At 56.4% G+C, this 22,409-nt stretch carries 6 protein-coding genes (1 of these 6 running past the window's edge); 3 read left to right on the top strand and 3 right to left on the bottom strand.

Going from position 1 to position 22,409, the window contains the following annotated elements:
- The first annotated feature begins 246 nt into the window (after positions 1-246).
- Positions 247-660, top strand: a complete 414-nt coding sequence (locus ACSQ13_RS00185) for an antitoxin Xre-like helix-turn-helix domain-containing protein (protein ID WP_295510034.1) — start codon at positions 247-249, stop codon at positions 658-660.
- On the top strand, positions 654-1,361 hold the full coding sequence (locus ACSQ13_RS00180; RefSeq protein WP_295510031.1) for an RES family NAD+ phosphorylase: 708 nt from the start codon (positions 654-656) through the stop codon (positions 1,359-1,361). Before ACSQ13_RS00185 ends, ACSQ13_RS00180 begins: the two co-directional genes overlap by 7 nt.
- A 63-nt stretch (positions 1,362-1,424) precedes the next feature.
- Here ACSQ13_RS00180 and ACSQ13_RS00175 read toward each other — a convergent pair whose 3' ends face one another.
- The 3 genes from ACSQ13_RS00175 to ACSQ13_RS00165 form a co-directional block, all read right to left on the bottom strand.
- On the bottom strand, positions 1,425-2,486 hold the full coding sequence (locus tag ACSQ13_RS00175) for a replication initiator protein A (protein ID WP_295510029.1): 1,062 nt from the start codon (positions 2,484-2,486) through the stop codon (positions 1,425-1,427).
- Between the two features lie 495 nt (positions 2,487-2,981).
- The gene (locus ACSQ13_RS00170) at positions 2,982-3,569 is read right to left on the bottom strand and encodes a hypothetical protein (protein WP_435988048.1); all 588 of its coding nucleotides are present in this window, start codon (positions 3,567-3,569) and stop codon (positions 2,982-2,984) included.
- Between the two features lie 10 nt (positions 3,570-3,579).
- Positions 3,580-4,344, bottom strand: a complete 765-nt coding sequence (locus ACSQ13_RS00165; protein ID WP_295510024.1) for a ParA family protein — start codon at positions 4,342-4,344, stop codon at positions 3,580-3,582.
- 1,202 nt (positions 4,345-5,546) lie between these two features.
- On the opposite strand from ACSQ13_RS00165, the gene ACSQ13_RS00160 reads away from it, so the two are divergent.
- Positions 5,547-22,409, top strand: partial view of an LEPR-XLL domain-containing protein gene (locus tag ACSQ13_RS00160; protein ID WP_295510023.1) — the 5' portion only. It continues 18,684 nt past the right edge of the window; 16,863 of the gene's 35,547 nt are visible here — the first part of the coding sequence; its start codon is at positions 5,547-5,549; its stop codon lies beyond the right edge, outside the window.

The raw sequence follows: 22,409 nt of genomic DNA, 5'->3' as shown, positions 1-22,409 counted from the left end.
TAACGCCCAAGGGTTCTGGGAAATCAGGAAACGTTACTCTGCTCGTTTTCGTAGTCGGAACTGGCTCAGGCATTCCACGCTCCCAAAAATGTGAATCGATGCCTTAAATATGCACAGGTTTAACGTTCTCCGATTGAGGTACATCAGTCGGACAGGATTACCTTGATTTTGAGGCAAAGGCATAGGGCCAGATTGCCAAACGGCATTTAATGCTATATATAAGCCATACGCCAAAAGGATTCCAACATGCTTGCAGAAGTCAAAATCACCCCGTCCTCACCAAACGGCCCAGACCTGACGGTTGACGAAGCTTTGGCATCCGCCAGAGCGATCGTGAATTTGTTCAACAAATGGGATATCTCGGACGAGCAAGCGCGCCAGATCCTTGGCGGGATGACGCAACGGACTTGGGCGCGCTGGAAACAGGGTGATATTGGCCGTATCGACCGGGATTTGGCGACCAGACTTTCGCTGCTTTTGGGTATTCATAAAGGCAGCCGCTATCTTTTTGGCCGGGACATTCAAAGGGCTTACAAATGGATCAAGGCCCCGAATGAGGTTTTTGGGGGCCGTTCTGCTTTGGATGTGTTGCTGGGCGGTCAGATTATCGACCTTTACGGTGTTCGCCGTTATCTGGATGCGGAGCGGTCTGGATGGTAGGCAATCCAAGCGGCGCAATCGCGAAGCTTGAGAGGGTTCAGTGGCCAAAAAGTTACCGCATAATCCGGTCGATCTATCCGGCTGTCGATCTTTTCGAAGACATCTCTGACCCTGCCGACTGGGAAGCGCTTGCGTCAGCAGAATCGAAAACGAACCCCAGAGTATGGGACCAGATCGGAAACATGGCGCTGGTTCCACCGGAACGCCGTGTTGGCGGTGAAGGGGCGTCCCTGCTCATGGCACCGTTCTTCCATTGCTCCATCCACCGACCAGGACGGTTTTCGGATGGGAGTTTTGGTGTTTACTATGCGGCGAATGATGAAGAGGCCGCGATCCGTGAAGTTGCGTATCATCATGGAACCGCGATGGCTGCGACGTCTGAGCCCGAGGGATGGACATCGCAATTCAGGGTGCTTGTAGGATCGGTTGATGCAGAGCTTCATAATGTATCACATGTGCCGGATGTCCTTGACCCAGCGGATTACGCCGCTGCGCAAAAGATCGGGCACGCGCTACGCGCGCAAGGATCGAACGGCGTTCTATACCCAAGTGTCAGGGCATCCTCGGGGCTGTGCGTCGGGGTGTTCTGGCCGGATGTCCTGCCTATTCCGGTCCAAGGCGATCACTATGATTTCCATTGGGACGGCACGGCAGTTGACCGGGTCCGCAACATAACTTCAAAGAAGATTTTCGCGCTCTAGGTTTGTGCGGGCACCTTTACCCTCCCGATTGATACCTAAGGCCCTCACGGCGGCACGGGTTTTCTAGGGACGCCCACGCTTTTCAAACCATTTACGGCTGAAGCCGACAAAGGCCTTGTCCGGAATCTTTGGCGCATCCAGGCCACCGTCTTCCATCCACGTCCGCCATTCCTGCTCCAGATGATAGACATCCCATCCGGGGGCCGCCTCGCGCGCGGCTTCATATGCTTGGGACGACAGCTTGATGCTGCTAATCTCGTCGTTGACGGGAGCTTCCTTGACCATTGTCCCGCGGTTTTGGAAAACCATGAAGTTCCCGTCCAGACGCACCGAATAGTCCGGCATGTGGTCGTGGCTTTCGTCTTGGGCGACAATGCTGCCGACCAGACGCTTGAATTCGCGACTGGTGGAGGTAGACCCACATTTGCGCTGGAGCACTTCCAAGGACACACGCCAAGATTTCTGACGCCCGCAATGCTTTCGCGCAATTTCATATATGCGCCGCTCGAGCGGTTTTCTCAGGCGGAAGTAGTTCCGGTGGAGCGTCAGGACTTCTTGGGCCTGGATCGCGTTGAAAACCCAATCGGACAGTTGGACTTCGATCTCTTGCATGCGACCATCGCGTGTCTGGCGCACGATACGTGCGCGGTCGATGATACTGAAAAGGTCCATCTGTTCGGTACCGCCGGTGACGATATTCGTCTCAATCTGGGTACCCTGCAACCTTGTGAGCGCGCTTTTCAACGCATCATACCCACGGCCATCGGTGACACGGTTGGTGGCTTTCAGAAGGTCAAAGGCCCGCAGACGCACGGTGCGTGACACCTGCCTGCCCTCGTTAAGCGCTGCCATGATCTGGCTGATACAATAGATCAAAACGTCCCGGTCATGGATGGTTGCCACACCTTCGCTGGAGGGCTTTACCTCAAGATAGTTCTTGCCGGTTTCATCTTCGTAGCGGCGCACGCGGTGATCAGGTTTTGTAGAGAGCGAAAAAATAGGATGCGCCATCGACGCCATGTCACCCTTCGGAGCAGCATCAAAAATATCGCAAACGAAAAAGTCACCTTGTTCCTGCCGGTCAGGCAACAACGGCGATCTGATGTCTTTCGTGATTTCACCCACACTATGTCCCTTTTCGTGTTTTTACACACAGACCCCTACCTGTTCGTGATTTCACACACACCCTTTTAAGAATCGTGTTATCCACAGATCGAGACGAATCGAGTGTCAGAATTCGTGATTTCACACACAGCGTCAAGTCGTTTCGTGATTTCACCCACACAACATGTACCTCGTGACTCCGCACACAAAGTTTTGTGAGTTCACACACATATGATTGTGAGTTCACACACGGGGCCCTTGGAAGAGCGAAGTAAGATCAGTGGCTTACAGATCTTTTGAGACCTCTAACACCATTTATAACACAAATATAACACTCTAAACATTACGGGTACTGACCCAGAAAAATGCTGCTTTCACCATTGAATGGATAGGCAGGTTTTATTGCCAGACAGTTCCAAATCGACGTTCACCCGAACATCCAGGCCGGTTTCCTTAGAATAAAGGCTAAGAAACAACTGCCCATTGGACGTTTCAAGCAAGTGAACAAAGGCTGACCTACTCAGCCTCCGCTGCATCACAGATCGCTTTAACTTCAGCGCGCAAAGATGCTGTCATCAGGGGCGACACAACCTTGGTTGCCAACCCGATATCAAGCGGATCATACCAGCCGCGCAGCCTATCCATCTCTTCCAGAGAAAGGGATACGGCGACACGCAAGGTTTCGCCGCCTTTTTCGAATTCAGGCACAATCGGTTTCTTTGTGGTCCCGATGCGATGGCGAAAATTCGTGATCGTCTTTTTCCGGGCGGCATAAAGCAGGTCATCGACGGGCACGCCAAATTTCTCCGCGGTATCGTGCAACCGCTTTGTCAGCGGCACCCCGAGGTGAATGATCCGACTGACCACTTCCCCTTTCGAGGTTTCCTCATCCGCTTCTACTTTGAAGCTCGGCTTTTTTTTGGGGGTCTTGGCTGGGCTGGACCGCTTTACAGGCGGCGCTTTTACGGTTGGCTCGGGTTTTACCGGCTCCACCGTTTCGACAGGCCGTTCGGCCACGGACTCCCTGCCCTTTTCAACATCCTCGGGCTGGCCGGTAATCTCTTTAGTGCGAAAATATTGCTCGTCGGTGCCCTTGAGCTGCAAGGGAACGCGTTTACGCTTTACCATTTTTCTCCTCCGCGACTGTCAGACAAAGATCGAGAAATTCTCTCATCTCATCCAAGGCATCCTGCAGATGTTTGGGGTTCTTGAAGTATCTCTCCTTGCGGTTCTTTTCGGAGGCGATCATGCGGTCCAGCAACCCTTCTTCATCCATCCGGCGATAGGCGTCGCGCTGTTGAACGTAGCGTGGGATAAACCTCAACTTCTCAACCGGGCTGGATTTACCATCCCCGACCAGCTTGTTGGCGCGTGCATGCAACATCACCCCTGATTCAGTCTTTGTAGGTTTTGAGCCAACCCGGTTAATCGCTGTGCGGAATGCGGGCAGATCCGAGGGGTCTTCGACACGGGCGCGCATCCGGTACATCCAGTTGGCGGTTCCTATCGCTGTCGAAAGATCGCTGGTCGACGGCTGTATCGGGCACAGAATCAGATCGGATACCGTCGCGAGTTGATCGTGCAGTTCGGTGGCATCGCCGGGGGTGTCGACGATAAACAGGTCCAGCTCGCCCTCTTCCTCCAGATCCAGAACCATTTCGCGGGCTTCTTGAGGGTTCAGGGTTTTGAAAGCCTGCACCTTATCGCTCCAGTTGCCGGCCGCTGTCCCGCGTCCTGCCCATTGCACCAGATTTTCAGTTTTATCCGTGTCCAGAAATCCGCAGGAAATATCGGCCGCGCTTGCGGCGCTGAGCAGACCACGCGCGATGGTCGATTTTCCTGCGCCGCCTTTTTGATTGATCAGGGTGATGACCAGCATTTTTTTGATGCCTCATGTAAAAATGTAAAACTGCTAGAATGCCTTTCTGTAGATAAGAAGGCTTGTAACCATGCATACTTGCAGGACTGTAAAAAATCAATAGTCAAATATGTCGAAATGTAAGCATGTACAAAAGTTGATATGTATTTTGTCGGGCTGTAAACCCAGTGAAATGTAGAAACGTATCATGCCAATTTGTAGGGATGCATTTGTGAAATATGTAATAGTGTAATAATGTTGAACTGTAAAAATGTGTATATGCAATAAAATATTTGATCAGATTTCGCCATTCCCACCCAGGCCGTGTGTGCCTGTTGATATGGCTGGCTCGCCATTTAGATCGCGCCTTAGGGCCTCCTGTGGTGCCCTGTATGGCGATCATGCGGCGACGCTTTGAGGAATCTGGCGATCTAAGGGGCTTGCGGCCGTCGTAGGCGCAACAAGGTATATGATCGGTAATCCCAAGGGCAGTCTAGCCTGAAATACCCTAAGGAGCCAGTGCTGCGTTTATCCCGACACAGATAATTTGCCCGAAATGGCTTGCCGATTTCAGACGCCCTTGGCGGCGATGGAGAGAATTGACGTCATTCGAATGGTGCTTCTGACGTCACAAGCAGGTTTCAGAAGCGGCCCGTTTGGAGGGCCCTAATGTGGAAACCACCGTTCATCACGCGGCGTGGTCAAGAGGGTAGGGTGCTTTCTATCACGCAAGCTGTCCCGCCTGGCTCTCAAGGAAATGCAAAAAAAACCGCCGTACTATATATAATGTACGCCCTTGGCTGGGCGCACATCGGTAGGAGCCGGAAGGCAGGGGGCGCGCGCGCAAGGTCCTTACCTCCGCATGAGCTTCGGGTTTGCGGATTGACGCTTTGTTCGAGGGTTGGAAACAATGGCCTCATCTGCGCAAAGATTGCTGAAAATTACACAACGCCAGCCCCTGGGGGGTGCTCAGAATAGTAAGAAGACCCTGAGAAAGAGCTATGAATCATCACTAAAATTATGCATGATCATAAGGTCTAGCTACTTTGATCTATTATTTTTACGCGCCAATTATTTCAAGGCGCACGCTGTTTCTAATTGCGCCGCTGCGCCGCTGCCACGGTATTCGGGAATTATTAATGTTTGGTCTATCGCTGCTAAAGAGAATGTTCCGGGGGGAAGGCGCACGCGCTAACCCTTCGCGATTCCATTCTCAAGGCATCATGCGTGACCCCACTGATGATAGCCTCAACCGCGAGGAATCCTTTCGCGTAGAAGCGCTCGAGCCCCGTATCCTTTTGTCTGCTGATCCCGTCTTGGGAGAGATGGCCCGCATCGCCGACAAAGCGGGGTGGGATGATCCGATGGCCAACACGGCCGCGATCGTTGAAGTGATCGACGCTGTTGCCGGTCAAGATGCCAGAGTTGCAGAGATCGAAACGCTTGATCCTGTGGATGTCGAAGTCGAGTGGCCAGAGGCTTGGGCAGTCCAGCCTGCACTGGATGTGTCCGAAAGTGATGCGCCGGTCATCGAGGCACCCACGATCACATCCTCGCTCGATTTTGTCGCAACCCCGGTCACGCTGGAAAGCAACCCGTCCACGGGGCCACCTGCACAGCTGCATGGTTCGATTGAAGTTCTTTCCGCAGATGATGCACATGCAACATTTGCTTTGGGCGTTTCTGACGTCCACAACCTGACACTTGATGGCCCTATTACTGGTGTCGCAACACCCATCACCTTGAATGCTCAGGCGCAAGCAACTTTCGATAGCGCAGTTGCCCTTTGGACTGCGGCCGGAAGCACAGTGCCAGCCGGTCTTGATTTTGTTATCGGCGATCTGGCAGCCGGAACTTTGGCCAGCTATTCCGCAGCGACAAACACCATTACACTTGATGGCGATGCAGCCGGGGCAGGGTGGTTCATTGATACCACGCCAACCGCGAATACCGAATTCACAACTCTTAACGGTTATCGTCTGGAAGCGGCCGGTAACGATGCCGCCGTAGGCGTCGATCTGCTGACCGTGATCCTGCACGAGATCGGCCATGCATCCGGTCTGGATCATACGAGCGGGCTGGCCTTGATGGGCGAAGCACTGGCCGAGGGCGAGCGCCTGCTTTTGCCGGGTGACATCTCAATCATTCCTGCCGCGCTGAGTGGGCAATTATACTATCAGGTTTCGGCGACCGGCGGGATCACGGCATATAGCGATGCTGGTCTGACCGAGCAGGTTCTCACGACTGGAAGTGAGATAACCGCTTTGATCGGTCTGGATGGCGGTGCTGACGCGTTGGTTGGTGCCGATGATCTGTTTGGCGGCTTGTCCCCGGAAGGCACCTTTACCATTGCAGGCCTCGACAGCGGCACGCTGAGTTTTGCAACAGATGCCACAACAACATTTACGCTGGCCTATTCCAATATCGGGTTGCTGCGCGGCGGCAACAATACCGACACCGCGCTGTACGTGATCGAAGGCCAGGACGTCGACAGTGTTTGGGATATCGTTTCGGTTAACGCGGGCACGCTGACTTCCGAAAACGGGATCACCCAGTTTGAGAATATCGGCAAGCTGGTGGGCGGCACCCAGGATGACGCGATCATCTATGCCACGGGCGGTTTGCTGACCCACGGATTTGACAACAGCAAGCAAGACACCGCAGCTGATGCCTCCAATGTCTATGAAATGACCGTGGGTGATTTTGTGACCCTGTCGCTGGGCGCGGGCACAACCACTGTTAACACCACCATTCTTCAAAACCAGACCGTCAACGGGTTTGCGATTGGAGGCGGTGCGGTTGAGCTGGCAAACGTTGATATCGTCACCCTATCCGTTACCGCCGCCACTCTGTTTGCGGGTTCCGACGTCGAATTGTATTTCTCGAATAAAGCGAACGACCTTGAAAACCTCGCAACCGGTGTTGAGGGCGAGAACTTCAATTTCGACCTCCGGTTCTACCGTCAGGCCTATACCGTCGCGGATGTCTCGGGCTATCATGTATGGACGTCGCTTTCTGCGTCCATCGACCAGCTGACGCTGATCAATGCGGACGCAATCAAAGGGTCCATCGGTCAGGCGGAAATTCTGCTGAACGTTGCCTCTGAAGGGGCGGTCGTTTCAGGGGTCGACATCCCCGACGCGGTGGTGCTGCGCGAAGCACCGGCCTTTGCAGCGGCCACGGCCGAATTTGCATCGGTCACCGGTACCGCCGCGCTGATCTTCCAAGAAAAGTCCGAGCGTATCGCAGGGTCGGGCGTCTTTACCTACACGGATGTTGCTTATTTTGCGGGTGGGCTGACGCTGACCAAAACCACCGCCGATGTTACGCTGCCGTCGACCGATACGGTGTTTGGCGATCTGCTGGTATTCGAACTGCAAAACGCGTCTGCCTTTATCGGCGTCGGGGTTGAACTGCCGAGTGTTCTGATCGCGCCGGCGGACATAGAGTTTGACATTACGAACGCCGAAGGTGTGCTTGCTACCGATTTCAACTTCACCTTGGGCCTGTTCAAAACACAGGCCACTGCAACCGATGCATCCGTGGTTTACGGTGGGGTCAGCTTTACCACGGCGGCGCAGGCATTTGGTCTGCCGCAGACCGAACTGATCGCGCGCGAATTGTCGGTGAAACTGAATGCCGCTTCCGATCTCAGCACCGCCTTGGACTGGACCCAGGTCGCGCTTCAGAACCCTGCGGGTGCATCCTATCTTGACCTCAGCTTTGACGGTATCGAGCTGCTGGCGAACGTCGAGATCGCGATTGCCGACACCGTATCGATTGCCGGCACGATGGAACTGTCGGTCAAGACGCAGACCATTGATGACGGCGCGATCACGGCAGTGGATGCAACCGTCGTGACCTTCAAGCTGAGCGACGGGTTCTTTGCCGCCGGTACCACCGCCTATGTCTTTGACGTTGATGGCACCCTGATTTCAGAACCGTTTACACGTGACACAGTTGATGGTCCGCCAACGGGCGTGACCGCCGCTTTCCAGGGCTTCTATGCATCAGGTGTCGGATATGAACTTGCGATCATCGCGCGCAACAGCGCGGATCTGGCAGGGCCGGAAACATGGCTGGGGTTCCGAGCGACGGTTGGGGCGATCGACGTGGTTGGTCTTGGCGCGCCGGGTAGCATCAATATTGACGGGCGCGACTTTCTGGTCACCGGAAACTTTGCATCGACCGCGTTGACGCCGACGATCATGAACTGGAAGAACCTTGCGGATGATCTGACAGGGCCACAGCTGGACCTGACCGATGCAACGCTTGGCCTGAACGGGCTAGAACAGTTCAAGATCGGCGGCACATTGACGCTGGAAGTTCCTGGCGCTGCCTATCTGACCTCAACGTTTACAATGGCCGTGGTCGCAGATGCCGAGGCAACCGCCGTAGGGGCAGTAACCGGCGACCTGCTGTTGCTGACGTTAAGTGAAACCACGTTCTTTGGCGGGTCCGGCGCGCAATTTGGCGACGATGCATTCGGGAACCGCGTGATTGAACGGGGCAATGCTGCCGGCGTCTATGTTGAGAACGCAGGTTTGGCCTTTGGGGTCTTGATTGATCAAGGCAGCGACCCTGCCGTGGTCGATGACGATATAACCTATATCGGTCTGACCGGCGGCTTTGATCTGGCGCAGATCTTGGGCCTCGATAATGTCGAAGCGCAGGCAAATGATGTCAGCCTGAAAGTCAATATTGCATTGGATGCGCTCGGTAACGAAGTTGCAAAGCTGGATTGGAGCACGATCAATTATCTGGATGCTTCTACGGCGCTCGGTGATCTAGATAGCGGCATTGATTTCGCCCTTGGCGGATCGCTCTATTACGGTGACGGTTTTGTCTATCTCGGTGGTGGGTTCACCATCGCGACGGGTGGGTACACTGTTTCGGGTGGTGGAACCACGGCTGACTTTATCGCGAATGTCACAACATTCACCGTTTCGGATGCCGCACTGTTTGCCGGTGTGGGCGGCGGGTTCACCTATGATGCGGCCAACCCGACAGTCATTACCGGCCTGATCGCTTTGGCTGATCTGGAAGGTGCGACAGGGTTTGATGCCAGCGGTGTTTCCGCCGAGCTTGCCTTTGTGATCGAAGAAGCGGGCAGCTTGCGCAGCTGGTCAGCGGTTGATGTCAGTGTGGCGACCGCCGATCTGGCGGGCCTGCCAGATGGCTTTGTGGCCAGTGCCTCCAACCTGAGCTTCCGCACCAATGTGACGGATGTGGTATCCGGGACCAAGCTGGATTGGACCACCCTGACGCTGGACGCCACCGCGTTTGATGTTGTGACCGGACTGACCCAAGTGGGCGCAATCGACACTACATTGAATGTCGCCTTTGGCGGGTCTTTCCGAGGCGAGATTGACAATTCGGTTCTACTGGCCGGAACCCTGTCGGGCGAGATCGTCACGCTCGATACACTTGATGCCTTGCCCGGCGATGTCGCTGCTGGCGAGAACGTCAATGTCATGCGCTTCTCTGTGAATTCGGGCTATATCTTTGCCGGGGTCGGCGGCAGCTTTACCGAAACCGACGGGGTTGTTGACGGTATTGCGGCGGGCGGTACCGGGTTCGCTGGCCAAAATCTGTACCTCGACCTGTTGTCGATCAGTCAGGGCCAGTCAGATCCGACCATTCAGGCGACAACGCAAAACTGGACCGCGCTTAGGGCCGGGGCCGCACAACTGGATGTTCGCGGGATCAACGGCATTAACCTCAAGGCCTACGATCTGGAAATCCTCTTGAATTCTGCCGTCACGAGTGATGCGGCTGGCACTGCGGTCAAGCTGGACTGGACAACCCTTGATGCCACGGATGCACCCATCTTTGATGCAAATCCGATCACGGATGCGACCGATGGCATTACATCCGATCTGGACTTTAGTGTGAAAGGTGCCGTTGAGGTCCGTATCGAAGACAATGTGCTTTTGTTCGGTGCCTTCGGGGTCAGCGCCAAGACCAAAACGATCAATGATGGCAATGGCACCGAAGTGGCGGATGCGTCTGTTCTGTCGCTGACGATCAGCGGTGCCACGCTGTTTGCCGGGGCCGGGGGCGCGTTTATCTATGACGGCACGGGCCGTGCGACAGGTCTGGAAGACACAGGCACGGGCATTGCGGTCCAAGACGCGAACCTTGAGCTTGGGATTATCAGCCAGCCGTCGACAGAAACAACGCCGCTTAGCTGGGTGGCCGTTGCGGGCCGGATCGGGCAGGCGGATCTGCGCGGCATCGATGGTATCGTGGCCATCGCGCGTGATGTCACCTTCCGCTTTAACGGGGCCGCAACCGACACCACCAAACTGGACTGGACCGGTATCGCTGATTTCGACGGCACGCGCATCGGCACGATCGATCAGACGCTTGATCTGTCCTTTGGTGGCGAGATCGAGCTGAATATCCAAAACAACGTGATCGTTGCGGCAGGTTTCTCGGGCTCTGTTCAAACGGTCGCAGGTGTCACCGACGGGGCCATCACGATTGCAAATGCGCAGCTCGTCCAGTTCAACCTTTCCAGCGCCTATATGTTTATTGGCGACGGTGGCGCGTTTACGCGGGTTGACGGTCTTGCCGATGGCACTGTTACCGGTGTGGCCCAGCAGGGTACCGGCTTTGCCGTCACCAATGCGGCGCTTGACCTTTATGTTGTCAATGAAACCCCGGCGACTGTTGGTGGGGCTGCACGCAGCTGGACCGGACTATATGCGACCGCTGCACAGGTCGCACCGCGCGGGATGCCAGAAGGCTTTGAAATCACGGTAAGCGACATCGCCGTCATCTTTAACAAGGCGACCAATGCAGACACCACCGCCGGCACCAAGCTGGACTGGATTAACGTTGCCCAGTTCACTGCGGTCCCTGATGTATTTGATGCGGGCACCGATCTGAAAGTGTCAGGTACCCTCATGCTGGATGCCTTCGGCTTTGTCGATCTTGGTGCAACCTTCGATCTGCAAGTGGTATCCGGCGTGACCGCGCAGCTTGATAGCGATGCCGCGGTTGAGGACGCCAGGCTGCTGTTGCTCGGCATGACCCTGACTGATCCTCTGTTTATCGGCCAGCCGGGTGGGGTCGGCATTTCAATCGGCAACGGTAATGTGGCTGTGGCCCTGTTGTCTGCCGTTCCCGACGCTGTTCCAACCGCAACAGTTACCACGATCCCGAGCGCGACCGCGATCACCGCAAGCCTTGGTGATGCCACGATCACCGGTCTGCCGTCCGAGATTGATTTCGTGATTACGTCAGTCACGCTGGATTACTATTCCCACGTGCCGCTCACCGCATCTGATCCGGGCTTTGACTGGACAACTGTTGTAGTGCCCGACGAAGCGATCACGGGCGAGGGCGTGTTTTTTGACTACGGCCCGCTTGGCGCGCCTTTGACAGCGCAGTTCAACGCGACAGCAGACCGAACGCTCGTGACTGGCGCTGTCACCTTTAGCGCGTTCGACTTTATCGCTGCAGATGCCACGTTCAGCTTTGCGCAGGATATTGTCGATGTCGACATCAACAGCGACCAAAGCTTTGATCTGGCGACAGACATGAACAATACTGTCTTGACCCGCATCAGCCTTGGCGTCGTCGGAACTCAAGCAGATCCGGGCCTTACGATTGGCAACCGCGACGGACCGGGTGTGTCGGTTGCCAATGCGGAGCTGGTTTTTGCCAGCATTACGTCTTCCAATCCTGCTCTGGATGCCCGCGGCTATTTCGGCCTCAAGGCGAACATCGATACCGCGACCCTAGAAGGGGTGGACGTAATCGAGGCGACGCTGAACAGCGGCACGCTTGAACTGAACTCTGCCGCAACCAAAGGCAGCCTTGCACCTCTTGCCGTCCTTGACTGGACCCAGGCCGTTAACCTCGATTCAACCGAGTGGTCAGACGGCATAACCATCACTCCCGCCAGCTATGACATTCTTTCGGCCACCAATACCAATGGTGTCGTGGAGCCCGATACAGTCACCGTTCTGGACATGACCCGTGATGCCATCGCCCTTTATGCAGATGCGACGATTGTGGTCGGCGACTTTGTCCATGTCCGCGGCGAAGCCAGCCTAGTTTCGGAGCAAAACGTCGCCGCACGGACACTGGATAACGCCACGCCCTTCAACACATCGGTTCTGCGCCTTGGCCTTGCCAATGTTGTTGTCTTTGCCGGAAACGGAACACCTGAGTATCTGACAGATGCAACAGGGCGTGCCACCGCCGTTGACCCTGCCAGCGATGTTGTCGGTGTCGCCCTGACCGTCGATAGCCTTGGCATCTTGCTGGTATCCGAAACGCCGGCATCCCCGACATCTACCGCGCCGCTAAAGTCCTGGTATGCGATCAAGGCCAGCGGCACCGCGGCATTGCTGGGCATCGAGGGTTTGGTCCTAAGCGGTACCTTGAACGTTGCGATAAACGGCACGTCTACCCCGACCCTTGGTGCCAGCACACTTGATTTTAGCGATACCACGATCTGGAATGTGGCTGTCGGCTCCAACCCTGCGATCACCTTTGACGACCTGACCGAAGGACTGCTGGAAGTGCGCGGTTCGATCGTGTTGGGCGTTGAGGAATATGTGTTCATCTCTGGCGAATTTGCCTTCCGGCAGGGTGACGCGTTGCTGGATGTGGTTTTGGCCGATGGTCAGGCCAGAAAGATGAGCCTGATCACCGTCGGTGCGCGGGACGTTAATATTTTTGTCGGCACGGGTTATGACCTGAGCAAGACATTCGCGGCGCAGACTGATCTGGTAGGGTTGCAAATTTCAAACGGCTTTGTCGCGATGGCACTGCTCCAGTCTGTTGATCCGGTATCGGAACTGCCGATCGCCGCCGGTCAACCGAATGCCGGGTCCTATACTGCGCTGAACGCGGGTGGCGATGTGGCGCTTGTCGGGGTCGATGGTCTGACCCTTGGCGGCTATGATTTTGAGGTGTTCTATAACGCTGCATCGGTCGGTCGGGCGATCAACTTTGATATGAACAACCTGGCCATTCCCACAGGTCTGAACCCCGCAGATGATGTCACGCTGTCGATGGCGGCCGAAATTTTTGAGGTGACAGGTTTTGCCGTCATCGGGATTGACCAATATGTCTTCCTGTCTGGGAATGTGACATTCTCCAAGGGTCTGGTGCTGGCTGCGTCTGCCAATCCGACGAACAAGAATTTCGCGGTTACCCAGATTAGCGGCAGCAACATCAACGCATTTGTTGGTGCTGGCGGGCCGTATTTTGTGCTTGATACCGATGCACGCACGTCGGCCGCCCCGGCTGTTGCTGGCAATGCGGTTGGTGTTGCCATCGAAGGCATGTCATTTGATCTGGCGCTGTTGTCGCAGGTCGATGAGGTCACCACCGTAACCAACACGTCTTACGTCGCGACCTTGAACGGCGACCGTTATACCGCGCTGTACGCCGAGGTCGCGGGCGTTGATCTGGTGGGTGTCGGCGGCGTTGCACTGGAAGCCAACAACATCAAGATCAAGGTCAACCAAGGCCGGGCTGGCGCGCCAACGGGCCCCCAAGTTGTTCTGCCTGCATTCGACTTTACCACGGTTACCGGCCTGTCACCGGGGGCAACGACCCCAGAGATAATTGAACCAGATTTCCTTTATGTATTCCAAGAACAGGGCTTTACGGACACTGTCATCGGGTTCGAAGCCATCGGGACCACCGCCGGAACCGGCGCATCGCTCCTTATCAATACCTCAGGTGTAAAACCGACCAGTGTTGCAAATGCAGACTTTGCCCTTCAGGCCGACATCACCTTCGAGAAGACAACGCTCCGCAACGGGTCCGTCGTCACCAAAATTTCCGCGACCAATGTCACAGCCAGCATGGGCACCATCGACTTTGCCGTGACCGGCAACGCGCTGATCCTGATTACACCTGCAGGTCTTTCGGCCAATATCGATGTCACACTGCCCGCCAAATCCTTTGCCGATGACCGCACGACATTCGCCTTTGATTCCCCCACCTTCCGGCTTGAACTGAACACCGCAACAGTCGCCATCAATGAAGAGTTCAATGTTGCCACCTACCTCGACAAGAACGGGGTCGAACAGACGACACGGACCCTTGATCTGCCTGCAGGCAAATTCATCCGCATCACGGGTGAAGATCTGCGTCTGAGGATTGATCTGGATAACGCGACCGGCATCATCGAGGCGACTGATACACCCGAGCTTGAGTTTGGCGGCACGATCTCGATCTCGTCCTTCTCTGACGTGACGGACCCGTTCAACGTCAAGAAGCGCACGATCTTTGTGTTCAGCGAAGTGACAGGGACGTATACCGACCCGGACTCTGATCCTGCCAACCCTGACGTTTACGGCCTGACCGATGGCAAGGGTGTGATCATCTATTACGCTGGTGAAACCGATCCGACGCGGAATGGTCTGGCCGGGCAGATCGAGCTGACAGCCCAAGGTGGCACGGGTGACTTTGCTGCTGCGGGCACCGGCATCCTGCGTTTCAACACCACGGCGCGCACCATCGATCAGACCGTTGATATCGGTGACGCCGTCTACCGCCTGACCTTTACCGCAGCCCAGACCGCGACGCCGGCCAAGCCGTTCTTCATCCAGCTTGGCATTGCCGATCTGACGCTGACCTATGACCCCTATCTGACAATCACGGGATCGGTGAACACGCTCAACATCGGCGATTACGCAACCTTCACGGCGGCGGGTGTGACCAATGGTATTTCGGGGCGCAACATCAGCATCTTCCTTGGCGACAAGGGTGCCGATCTGGAAAGCACATCCGACGACGTCGGTTTGCTGATCACCAACACCCAGCTTGTCGTGCTTGAATTCGTGAACAGCGGCCTGCGTACCTTTGCGATCTATGCCAAGGGTGACGCGTCGGTCGTGGGCATTGATGGCCTGCGCATTCAGGGATCGGTCGAGGTCTGGATCAACAACTCCGGCCAGACGATCGAGACCACGCAGGTTCTTGATATTCCACGTCTTGACAGCGATGACATGCTGCCGAGCCTCGCCGTCAAATTCGTTTCCGGCACGATGGAAACGGTCCTGGGCGGCACCGGCGACCAGAAGCTGACCATCGGTATCGGCGCGACATCTGCCGAAGATGTTGTGGTGATCACGTCTGACAGCGTTCAGTTCACCCGCACGCCGCTTGGCGTGATCGAGGTTTTCGCCCCCGATACGCGGATTACGGTAAACCCCGAAGGTGACCCAAACCGCGCCATCGGCCTTGGCGGTGCTGCGCGGTTCAGCTTTGGTGGCGGAAACGGCTTCCAACTGTCCGACATCCGCCTGACCAGCTATACGATCAACGGCCAGACCGGCACCGTGAATTCGCGGCCCCGCGATCTGGTACAGCTGAGCGCCGATCTTGCAGCGCCGTTGCAGAACCAGATCGTGCGCCTGGACGAGCTGACCTACATCGATGTGATCTATAACAACAACAACTACCTGAGCACGCCCGAGAACCCCAACGGGATCGTGGACAGCTCGATCACTGATGACGAGCAGGAATTCATCATCCGTGCAGTGAACCAGTCCGGTACGGAATTTGTAATCGAAGTGTCCGGTGCGGCAACGCTTGTTGAAGGCACGGCCAAACCGACCTTCCGCTACGAAATCCTGAGTAAACCTGACAGCATCCCGACAGACAGCCCGATCACCTATGAGGTCGAGTTCCTTGCGAATTCCTGGAAGGACAGCGCGAATTCCCTGGGTGCCCGCGAGATTGAACGCTTCAGCGTATTGCGCGCCCTTGGTGCCGGCTTTGGCGCGGCCGAATTTGAACTGGCCCGTCTTGAGGCTGCGCAGGCCGCGTCAATTTCGCTGGCCAAGCCGTTCTCGGGCGCGACGGTTGATGCGTCGCAGTTGAACGCTGCCGGGTTTATCGACGTGACCTATCGCACGACCGTCGGGCAGCGGTTGAACGTTGATACAATCGACGGCAACGAAATCCGTATTTCCGCTGTTGAAGGCGCTGCGAATGTCGGCGGTGTCATCGGGGTTGCGCAGGTTTCCGCGACGACATGGCGCTATTTCATCGCGGCCAAGCCACCTGCGCCCGTTGTGGGTGTGCCGACAAGCCCAGTTGGTGCCGCCGCGAATACCCGGTCCAATGCCGCGTTCAGTGTCGGTGATGTGAAAGTCGACTTTATCGCGGGCACCTGGTCTTATGAGCAGGACCGGACGGGTCTGCCGACGACAACCGTCCTGTTTGGTGCCGCGGATGGTGTTGCCATTACCGACCGCACTGACATCACCACGGCCCCTGCCGCCACCTCTGCCGATCCACTTCGGGTTCAGTATTCTTCGGTGTTTACTGTCGCTGACATTCCCGAAGCGCAGACCAGTGGTCTCACGTTCAATATTGGCCCAGTCACGATTGAATCGCCCTCTGTCGGCCTTGATAAGCTGGCGTTCAAGGATGGCCGCCTGATCCTGACCATCGCAATCGGTGCCGACCGTGCGGCCCTTGCGTTTGGCAGCACCACGTCCAATAGCGGCGGCACAAGCGTTGTGATCAACGGTCTGCTGGTCAAGTTTGACGTGGGCATTGATGTCTTGGCAACGGTCAATGGCGACGACCCCGACATCGGGTTTACCGGCAAGTGGCAGGTCACGGCGGATAGCCTGATCGGCACCATTCCCGAAGTCCTGACCTTTGAAGCGTTCAACATCAAGATCGGCTATGACCCCGATTATGATGCATCGAAGGATCTCTTGAACACATTGGCCGGTGCAGGCCAGAAGCTGGTCGAGATTGGCACCGTTCGGGTGACCTTCCCAAGCTTCGGCCTGACGGGTCTGATCACCGGTACTGCCCTGACGCCGGGTCTGATCGTCTATGAGAACGGGTTCAGCCTGAAGACGGCACAGCTGATTTATGGCGGACTGACCAGCAACCCGTCGGCAGCCACGGCAACGCGCACGGACAGCCAGACCGGCCCAATCCGGTTCGGCAGCCTGCTCGAGTTCGAAGACCTGCGCATCGGCGTCACCGACTTTAGCGTCGTGTTCGGTCAGGCTGTGACCTTCAACGGGTCGATCTTCTTTGCCTCCGGCGGCGCGAAATTCGCACCCGGTAAACCGATTTCTGCTGATATTCGCGACCGCGCCGGTCCAGAGCTGACCGATACCGTGGGGGCGCCGGATACCGAGGCGATCCGCCTTGGCCTGACCTTTACTGACGGGCGCGTTGACGGCTTTATCTGGCGGATGGACACGTTCCGTATCACGCTTGGGCCGAACCTTGTTCTGACCGGCGTTGATCTGAACCTTGATACCGGTGCAGCCAACGACGAAGAGCTGATCAGCTTTGCCGCGATCGGTGCCGAGCTGACCGTCGGCTCCGTAACCCTGATCGGCGAGGCGCGGCAGTTCGCGTTCCTTGGCGATGGCAGCTTTATCACCAAGCGCGGCTTTGGCGTGTTTATCGGTGTCGGGTCTGCCACCGGTGCCACCTTTAAGTGGCCAGCTTGGTTGCCAATCCGCATCACTGAAATTGGCGTGCAATGGGCCGACATTCAAAACGCACCCGAAAAGTTTGTGCTGACACTTTCCGCGACAATTACGGGTCTGCAGGGTAATCCGGGCCTCACCTTCGAAGGTACGGTCAAGGGCATCAAGATTGATGTCGGTCTGCTGCTGGATGGCAAGAACCCGATCATCGGTATCGAAGCATTGGGCGTATCGATTTCGGGCAATCTGTTTGGCGGCCAGATCGAAGGCACGCTGATCGGCGGCATCATCAATGTGGATGCTACCGGCAACGAAATTCCGACGTTGGACACTGAAACCGTGGTTGCCGACCGCGTGTTCTTTATCGGGGTCGAAGCCGGATATGCCTTTGCCGGTCTGTCGGGCTTTACCATCCGCTTTGCAATGAGCGAGCTTGGCCCGTTGGGTGTTCTTGTGACCGCACAGATCCCCGGGGGTATCCTGCTCGAGCCGTTCTCGGGTCTGACGATCAACAACTTCACCGGCGGCGTGGATTTCTTTACCAGCTTGCCTGACATCACCACACCGGGCGAACTGACCGGTCCCGCGTTCCAGCTGCCCGCAAACGTGAGCGTTGACGGGTGGTTGGATATGGTACGCGGTCAGGTGTTGACCCAGTACCGGCTGGTTCAGGCAAACCCATCGCAAAGCGGCTTTGCTGCTGCTTTCCAGGCACCGATGGTCATCACCGGCAGTGCCAAGCTCTATTCGATTTATACATCAGAGCTGACCTTTAACGGGCAGGTCACGATCAAGATCTCGACCGACGGCAAAATCCTTGTGATCGGTCAGTTGAACTTTGCTGCCGATAACCTGTCACTGTCCGCGCGTCTTTACGCCAACCTTAGCAAGATCGCCGCTGGCGAGGCGACGATCCTGTTCCTAGCGAAAGTCCCGGATCAGATTGATTTGATCACCATCGAAGGCAGCTTACGCTTTGGCTTCCAGACGCTGCTTGGCGATGATGTTGCGATTGCCATCGTTCAGGATCGCGCGGCCAATCCGACCCAGGAACTGGCAGGCCCCGGTGCCGGCACTGAAATCGGTGCCTCGGCGATCAACGGCGCAGGGTATATCGATGTCACTTTCGAAGACCTGAATGCCGCCAACCCCGATGTTGTTCTGAACCAAGCGTCGATCCTGGATCTTGCACCTGAATTGATCCTCGCGCCGGGCAGTGTCGTCCTTGATGACACGCTGGCACCCGTACATCTTGGGGGCACGACCTATCGTTTCTGGGTCATCGGCACGGCCACAGGGCCAATAAGCTATGAATATGTAAACCAGGGCTGGTCATATCTGAACGAACAAACCGGCGAGGAGCTGTTCAGCTCTGTTGTGGATGCGGATTCATCGGATACAGGGACGGCAACAGTTGTAACCGGGCCTTGGATCGATATCCGGTTTATCCCTGAAATCGACGGCGAATTGACCTCAGCTAACATCCAAGCGATTGCCGCTGGTGGGGTGCCGTTCGTTCTGCGCAATCAAGACGACATTGAGATAGCGTTGAAATCCACCGGACCTGACAACGCCAAGCGCGTGATCGTTGGCAAGGATGTGATCCGGTATTTCCTTGCAGATACCAGCCTGCCTTTGGGCAAGTACACCGTGACCTTTACACCAGGCGCTTGGAGCCGTGACGGATTGGCCAATATCGCCACCCCCGCGCAAAGCTTTGACATCGTGAGCCCGACTGCATCTGTCGTCGGGCCATTTGCAAAGACCGCTACCGGATACACCGCTGACGTGACTGCACTGAACGGCACCGATAAGCAGTTGATCATCTCCTTCCGTGCGCCATCGGGTAATGCGCTGGATTATGCATCTATTTTCGATACGGATGCGGAATTCACGCTGACGCTCAATGGTTCCAACATTACGGTTGGCGCGCCTGAGGCTGTGCGCCAAGGCTTTATCGATGATGCGTCCAGCGATGAAAACGGCAAGGTCATCTATACCGCTGTGACAGTGCCCGCCGATCTTGCATCGCAGAATGTGACGCTTGAGGAGTATCTTGCTTCCGAAGGTATCACCCAGTTCAGATATTCGCTGCCAAGCGATCTGGTGTATGCGCCCGGCGTCTACGAGCTTCGCTTTGGCGCGGATGCGTTCCGCGATGCCGACGGCAACCAGTCTATCGCGACACCCACCAACGAACCCATCACATTGGTTGTCGAAGGGGCCACCGCAACATTGCTCAATCCCGGCGAGGGGACTTCGATTGATGTGAACCGCCTTGGCGCACGCAGCTATATCGACATTCAATTCCCAACGCTTCCCGCCGGGTTTGCCGGCTATGATCTTGCGTCGATTACCGATCTTGCCCCTGAATTCACGCTGTCAGGTGCCGGTCTGAACACGATTGCATTGGATACCGCCCAAGCGCCGACCCGGATCGAAAGTGCCACGGTACTGACCTATCGCTATTGGCTGACCGGCGATTTTGCGGATGCGGCAGAAACCACGAGCGTCACAGTGACGGCGGTTACGGGTTCCTGGGCCTACACCAAAGCTGCGGCTGATATTGTTAGAACGGGTACTGTCACAGACGGTGTTCTTCAAATTGGTGAAGCCGGCGCAATCACCGGCGCTACAAACCCGCTCACCTTGACCAGCATCTTTGGCGCAGCACCGACCGGATATACCTATGATGTCGCGTCGCTTCTGGATGCTGCGGCTGAATTCACAGTCGGGGTGCCAAGCAGCGCGACTTATAAGGCGACCTTGGTCACAACGGCGGACACAGTGCGCGCTGATGACGGGACAGGCAGCAATAGCGCGGTCCAGTATCAATATGCCGTGCTGTTGTCGGGAACGACCAACGCTTCGGAACCGGTAAGCCTGACGTTCAAGGCAGACCAGATTTCCTATAAGGCCACGGCTGCCGAGACACTGACGCTTGTTGCTGCCAATGGCGGCACCGGTACGGCGATCAGCAACGATGCAAGCTATATCGATATTCTCATTACGCCGGCGACCGGTGACCTCGCGCCGAATTTTGCCACCACGGGCGATCTGACAAAGCTGACACTGACCGTCAACGGTAACGCGGGCCTCGCTGTTACTTCGCTGCTTGATATGGGCAATGGCGTGACGCGCGTGTTCTTTGATGGGGCCGTGTCGATCGGTGATGCCGAGCTGATCATCGCCAAAAACGCATTTGGCAGCACAGACGCGCAGAACCGCGGGTTGAGATTGAGTTTCTACATCGCCGGGGCGCAGGCTTCGATCCAGAACCCGGGTTCTGGCGGCGCAATCGGCATCGGCACGCTGAACGGCCGCGGCTATGTCGATCTGAGCTTTGCGCGTCCTGCCGGTGGGTTGCGGATCGGGTCGATTACCGACCTTGCACCGGAGTTTGAATTCGTCGGCAGCAACGTGACCATCGCCTTTGATGACACGCAGGCACCGGAGTGGCTGAACCCTGATGATCCAACGGTCAATCCGGCCACACTCACCCAAGCCTATCAATTCCGCTATTGGACCACGGGCACCTTCACCACCGGCACCACGATCCAGCGCATTGCCAGCATTGACGGCGAAACCACTGTTCTGCGCAACGATGGCACTGCGGCCGATAATTCCGGCACCGCCAGCTTTGTCGCGGCAACGCTGGATACGTCGTGGATTGATGTGCGGTTCACTCCGACATTCGGTGACATCATCGACTTTGGGACCACCCTTGGCGACGAGATTACTGTGACCGGTGCAACGCTGTCCGGTACCGCCATGCAGATCGGCGATGGCCTGACAGTCCGTTACTTCCTGACCGGTAATGTTGCCGCGGGCCGCGTTGGTGTGACCGTTGTGGCGGATACGTTCAGCTCCGGTGTTAACGCAGGCGAAGGCACCGCCGAGGCGTTCTTCCAGGTTCTGCAACTGTCCGGCAGCTTGGCCGACCCTGTGGATGGCGGCGTGATTGGTCAGGCTGATCTGAACAATCGCGGCTATATCGACGTGCGCTTTGCCAAGCCGACCTATGCCTTCGGGATTGATGTCGCATCGGTCACCGATCTGGCACCCGAGGTCATCTTTAGCGCCACAAGCGGTACGATTGTTGCGGATGATACGCAGGCACCCAAATATCTTGGGATGGACGGAGACGATGCCGTCTTCCGCGTCTGGTACATTGGCAGCTTCCAAGGGACGGAAGCCGCAAATAACGTAACGGTCGAATTTATCGGCGGCAGCTTTAACTGGCTGGACACAAGCGGCAATACCATTGATGCGGTCGCCCCAACCAACAGTGTCGAGCTTCAGGTCCAATCCGAAACCACTGACGTTTACTTCCTGACCTTGCAGCTTGGCACCAGCGAACTGCTGGATACCGACAGCATTCTTAACAGTGCCTTTACCCTTAACCGTGCCGATGGATCGAGCCTGACTGTCACAGGGAATACAGCCCGCGCACCCCCGGGCCGGATCGAATTGACAATTACTGGCGGCACCACCGCCAACCCGCTTGCGGCAGGCGAATTCGTAACGCTCAGCTATGGTACAGACGCTTGGAGCTATGAAAGCAGCACCGCGATCGAGGCTCAGACCCCGCAGACGCTCAGCATCACAAGTGCCCTGACGAACGGCTATATCGACGTTACT

The sequence above is a fragment of the Sulfitobacter sp. SH22 genome (assembly GCF_965641905.1).
In the GTDB taxonomy this organism is placed as follows: domain Bacteria; phylum Pseudomonadota; class Alphaproteobacteria; order Rhodobacterales; family Rhodobacteraceae; genus Sulfitobacter.
Note: the sequence above shows the minus strand (reverse complement) of the source record. Positions and strands in the feature narration are given on the sequence as shown.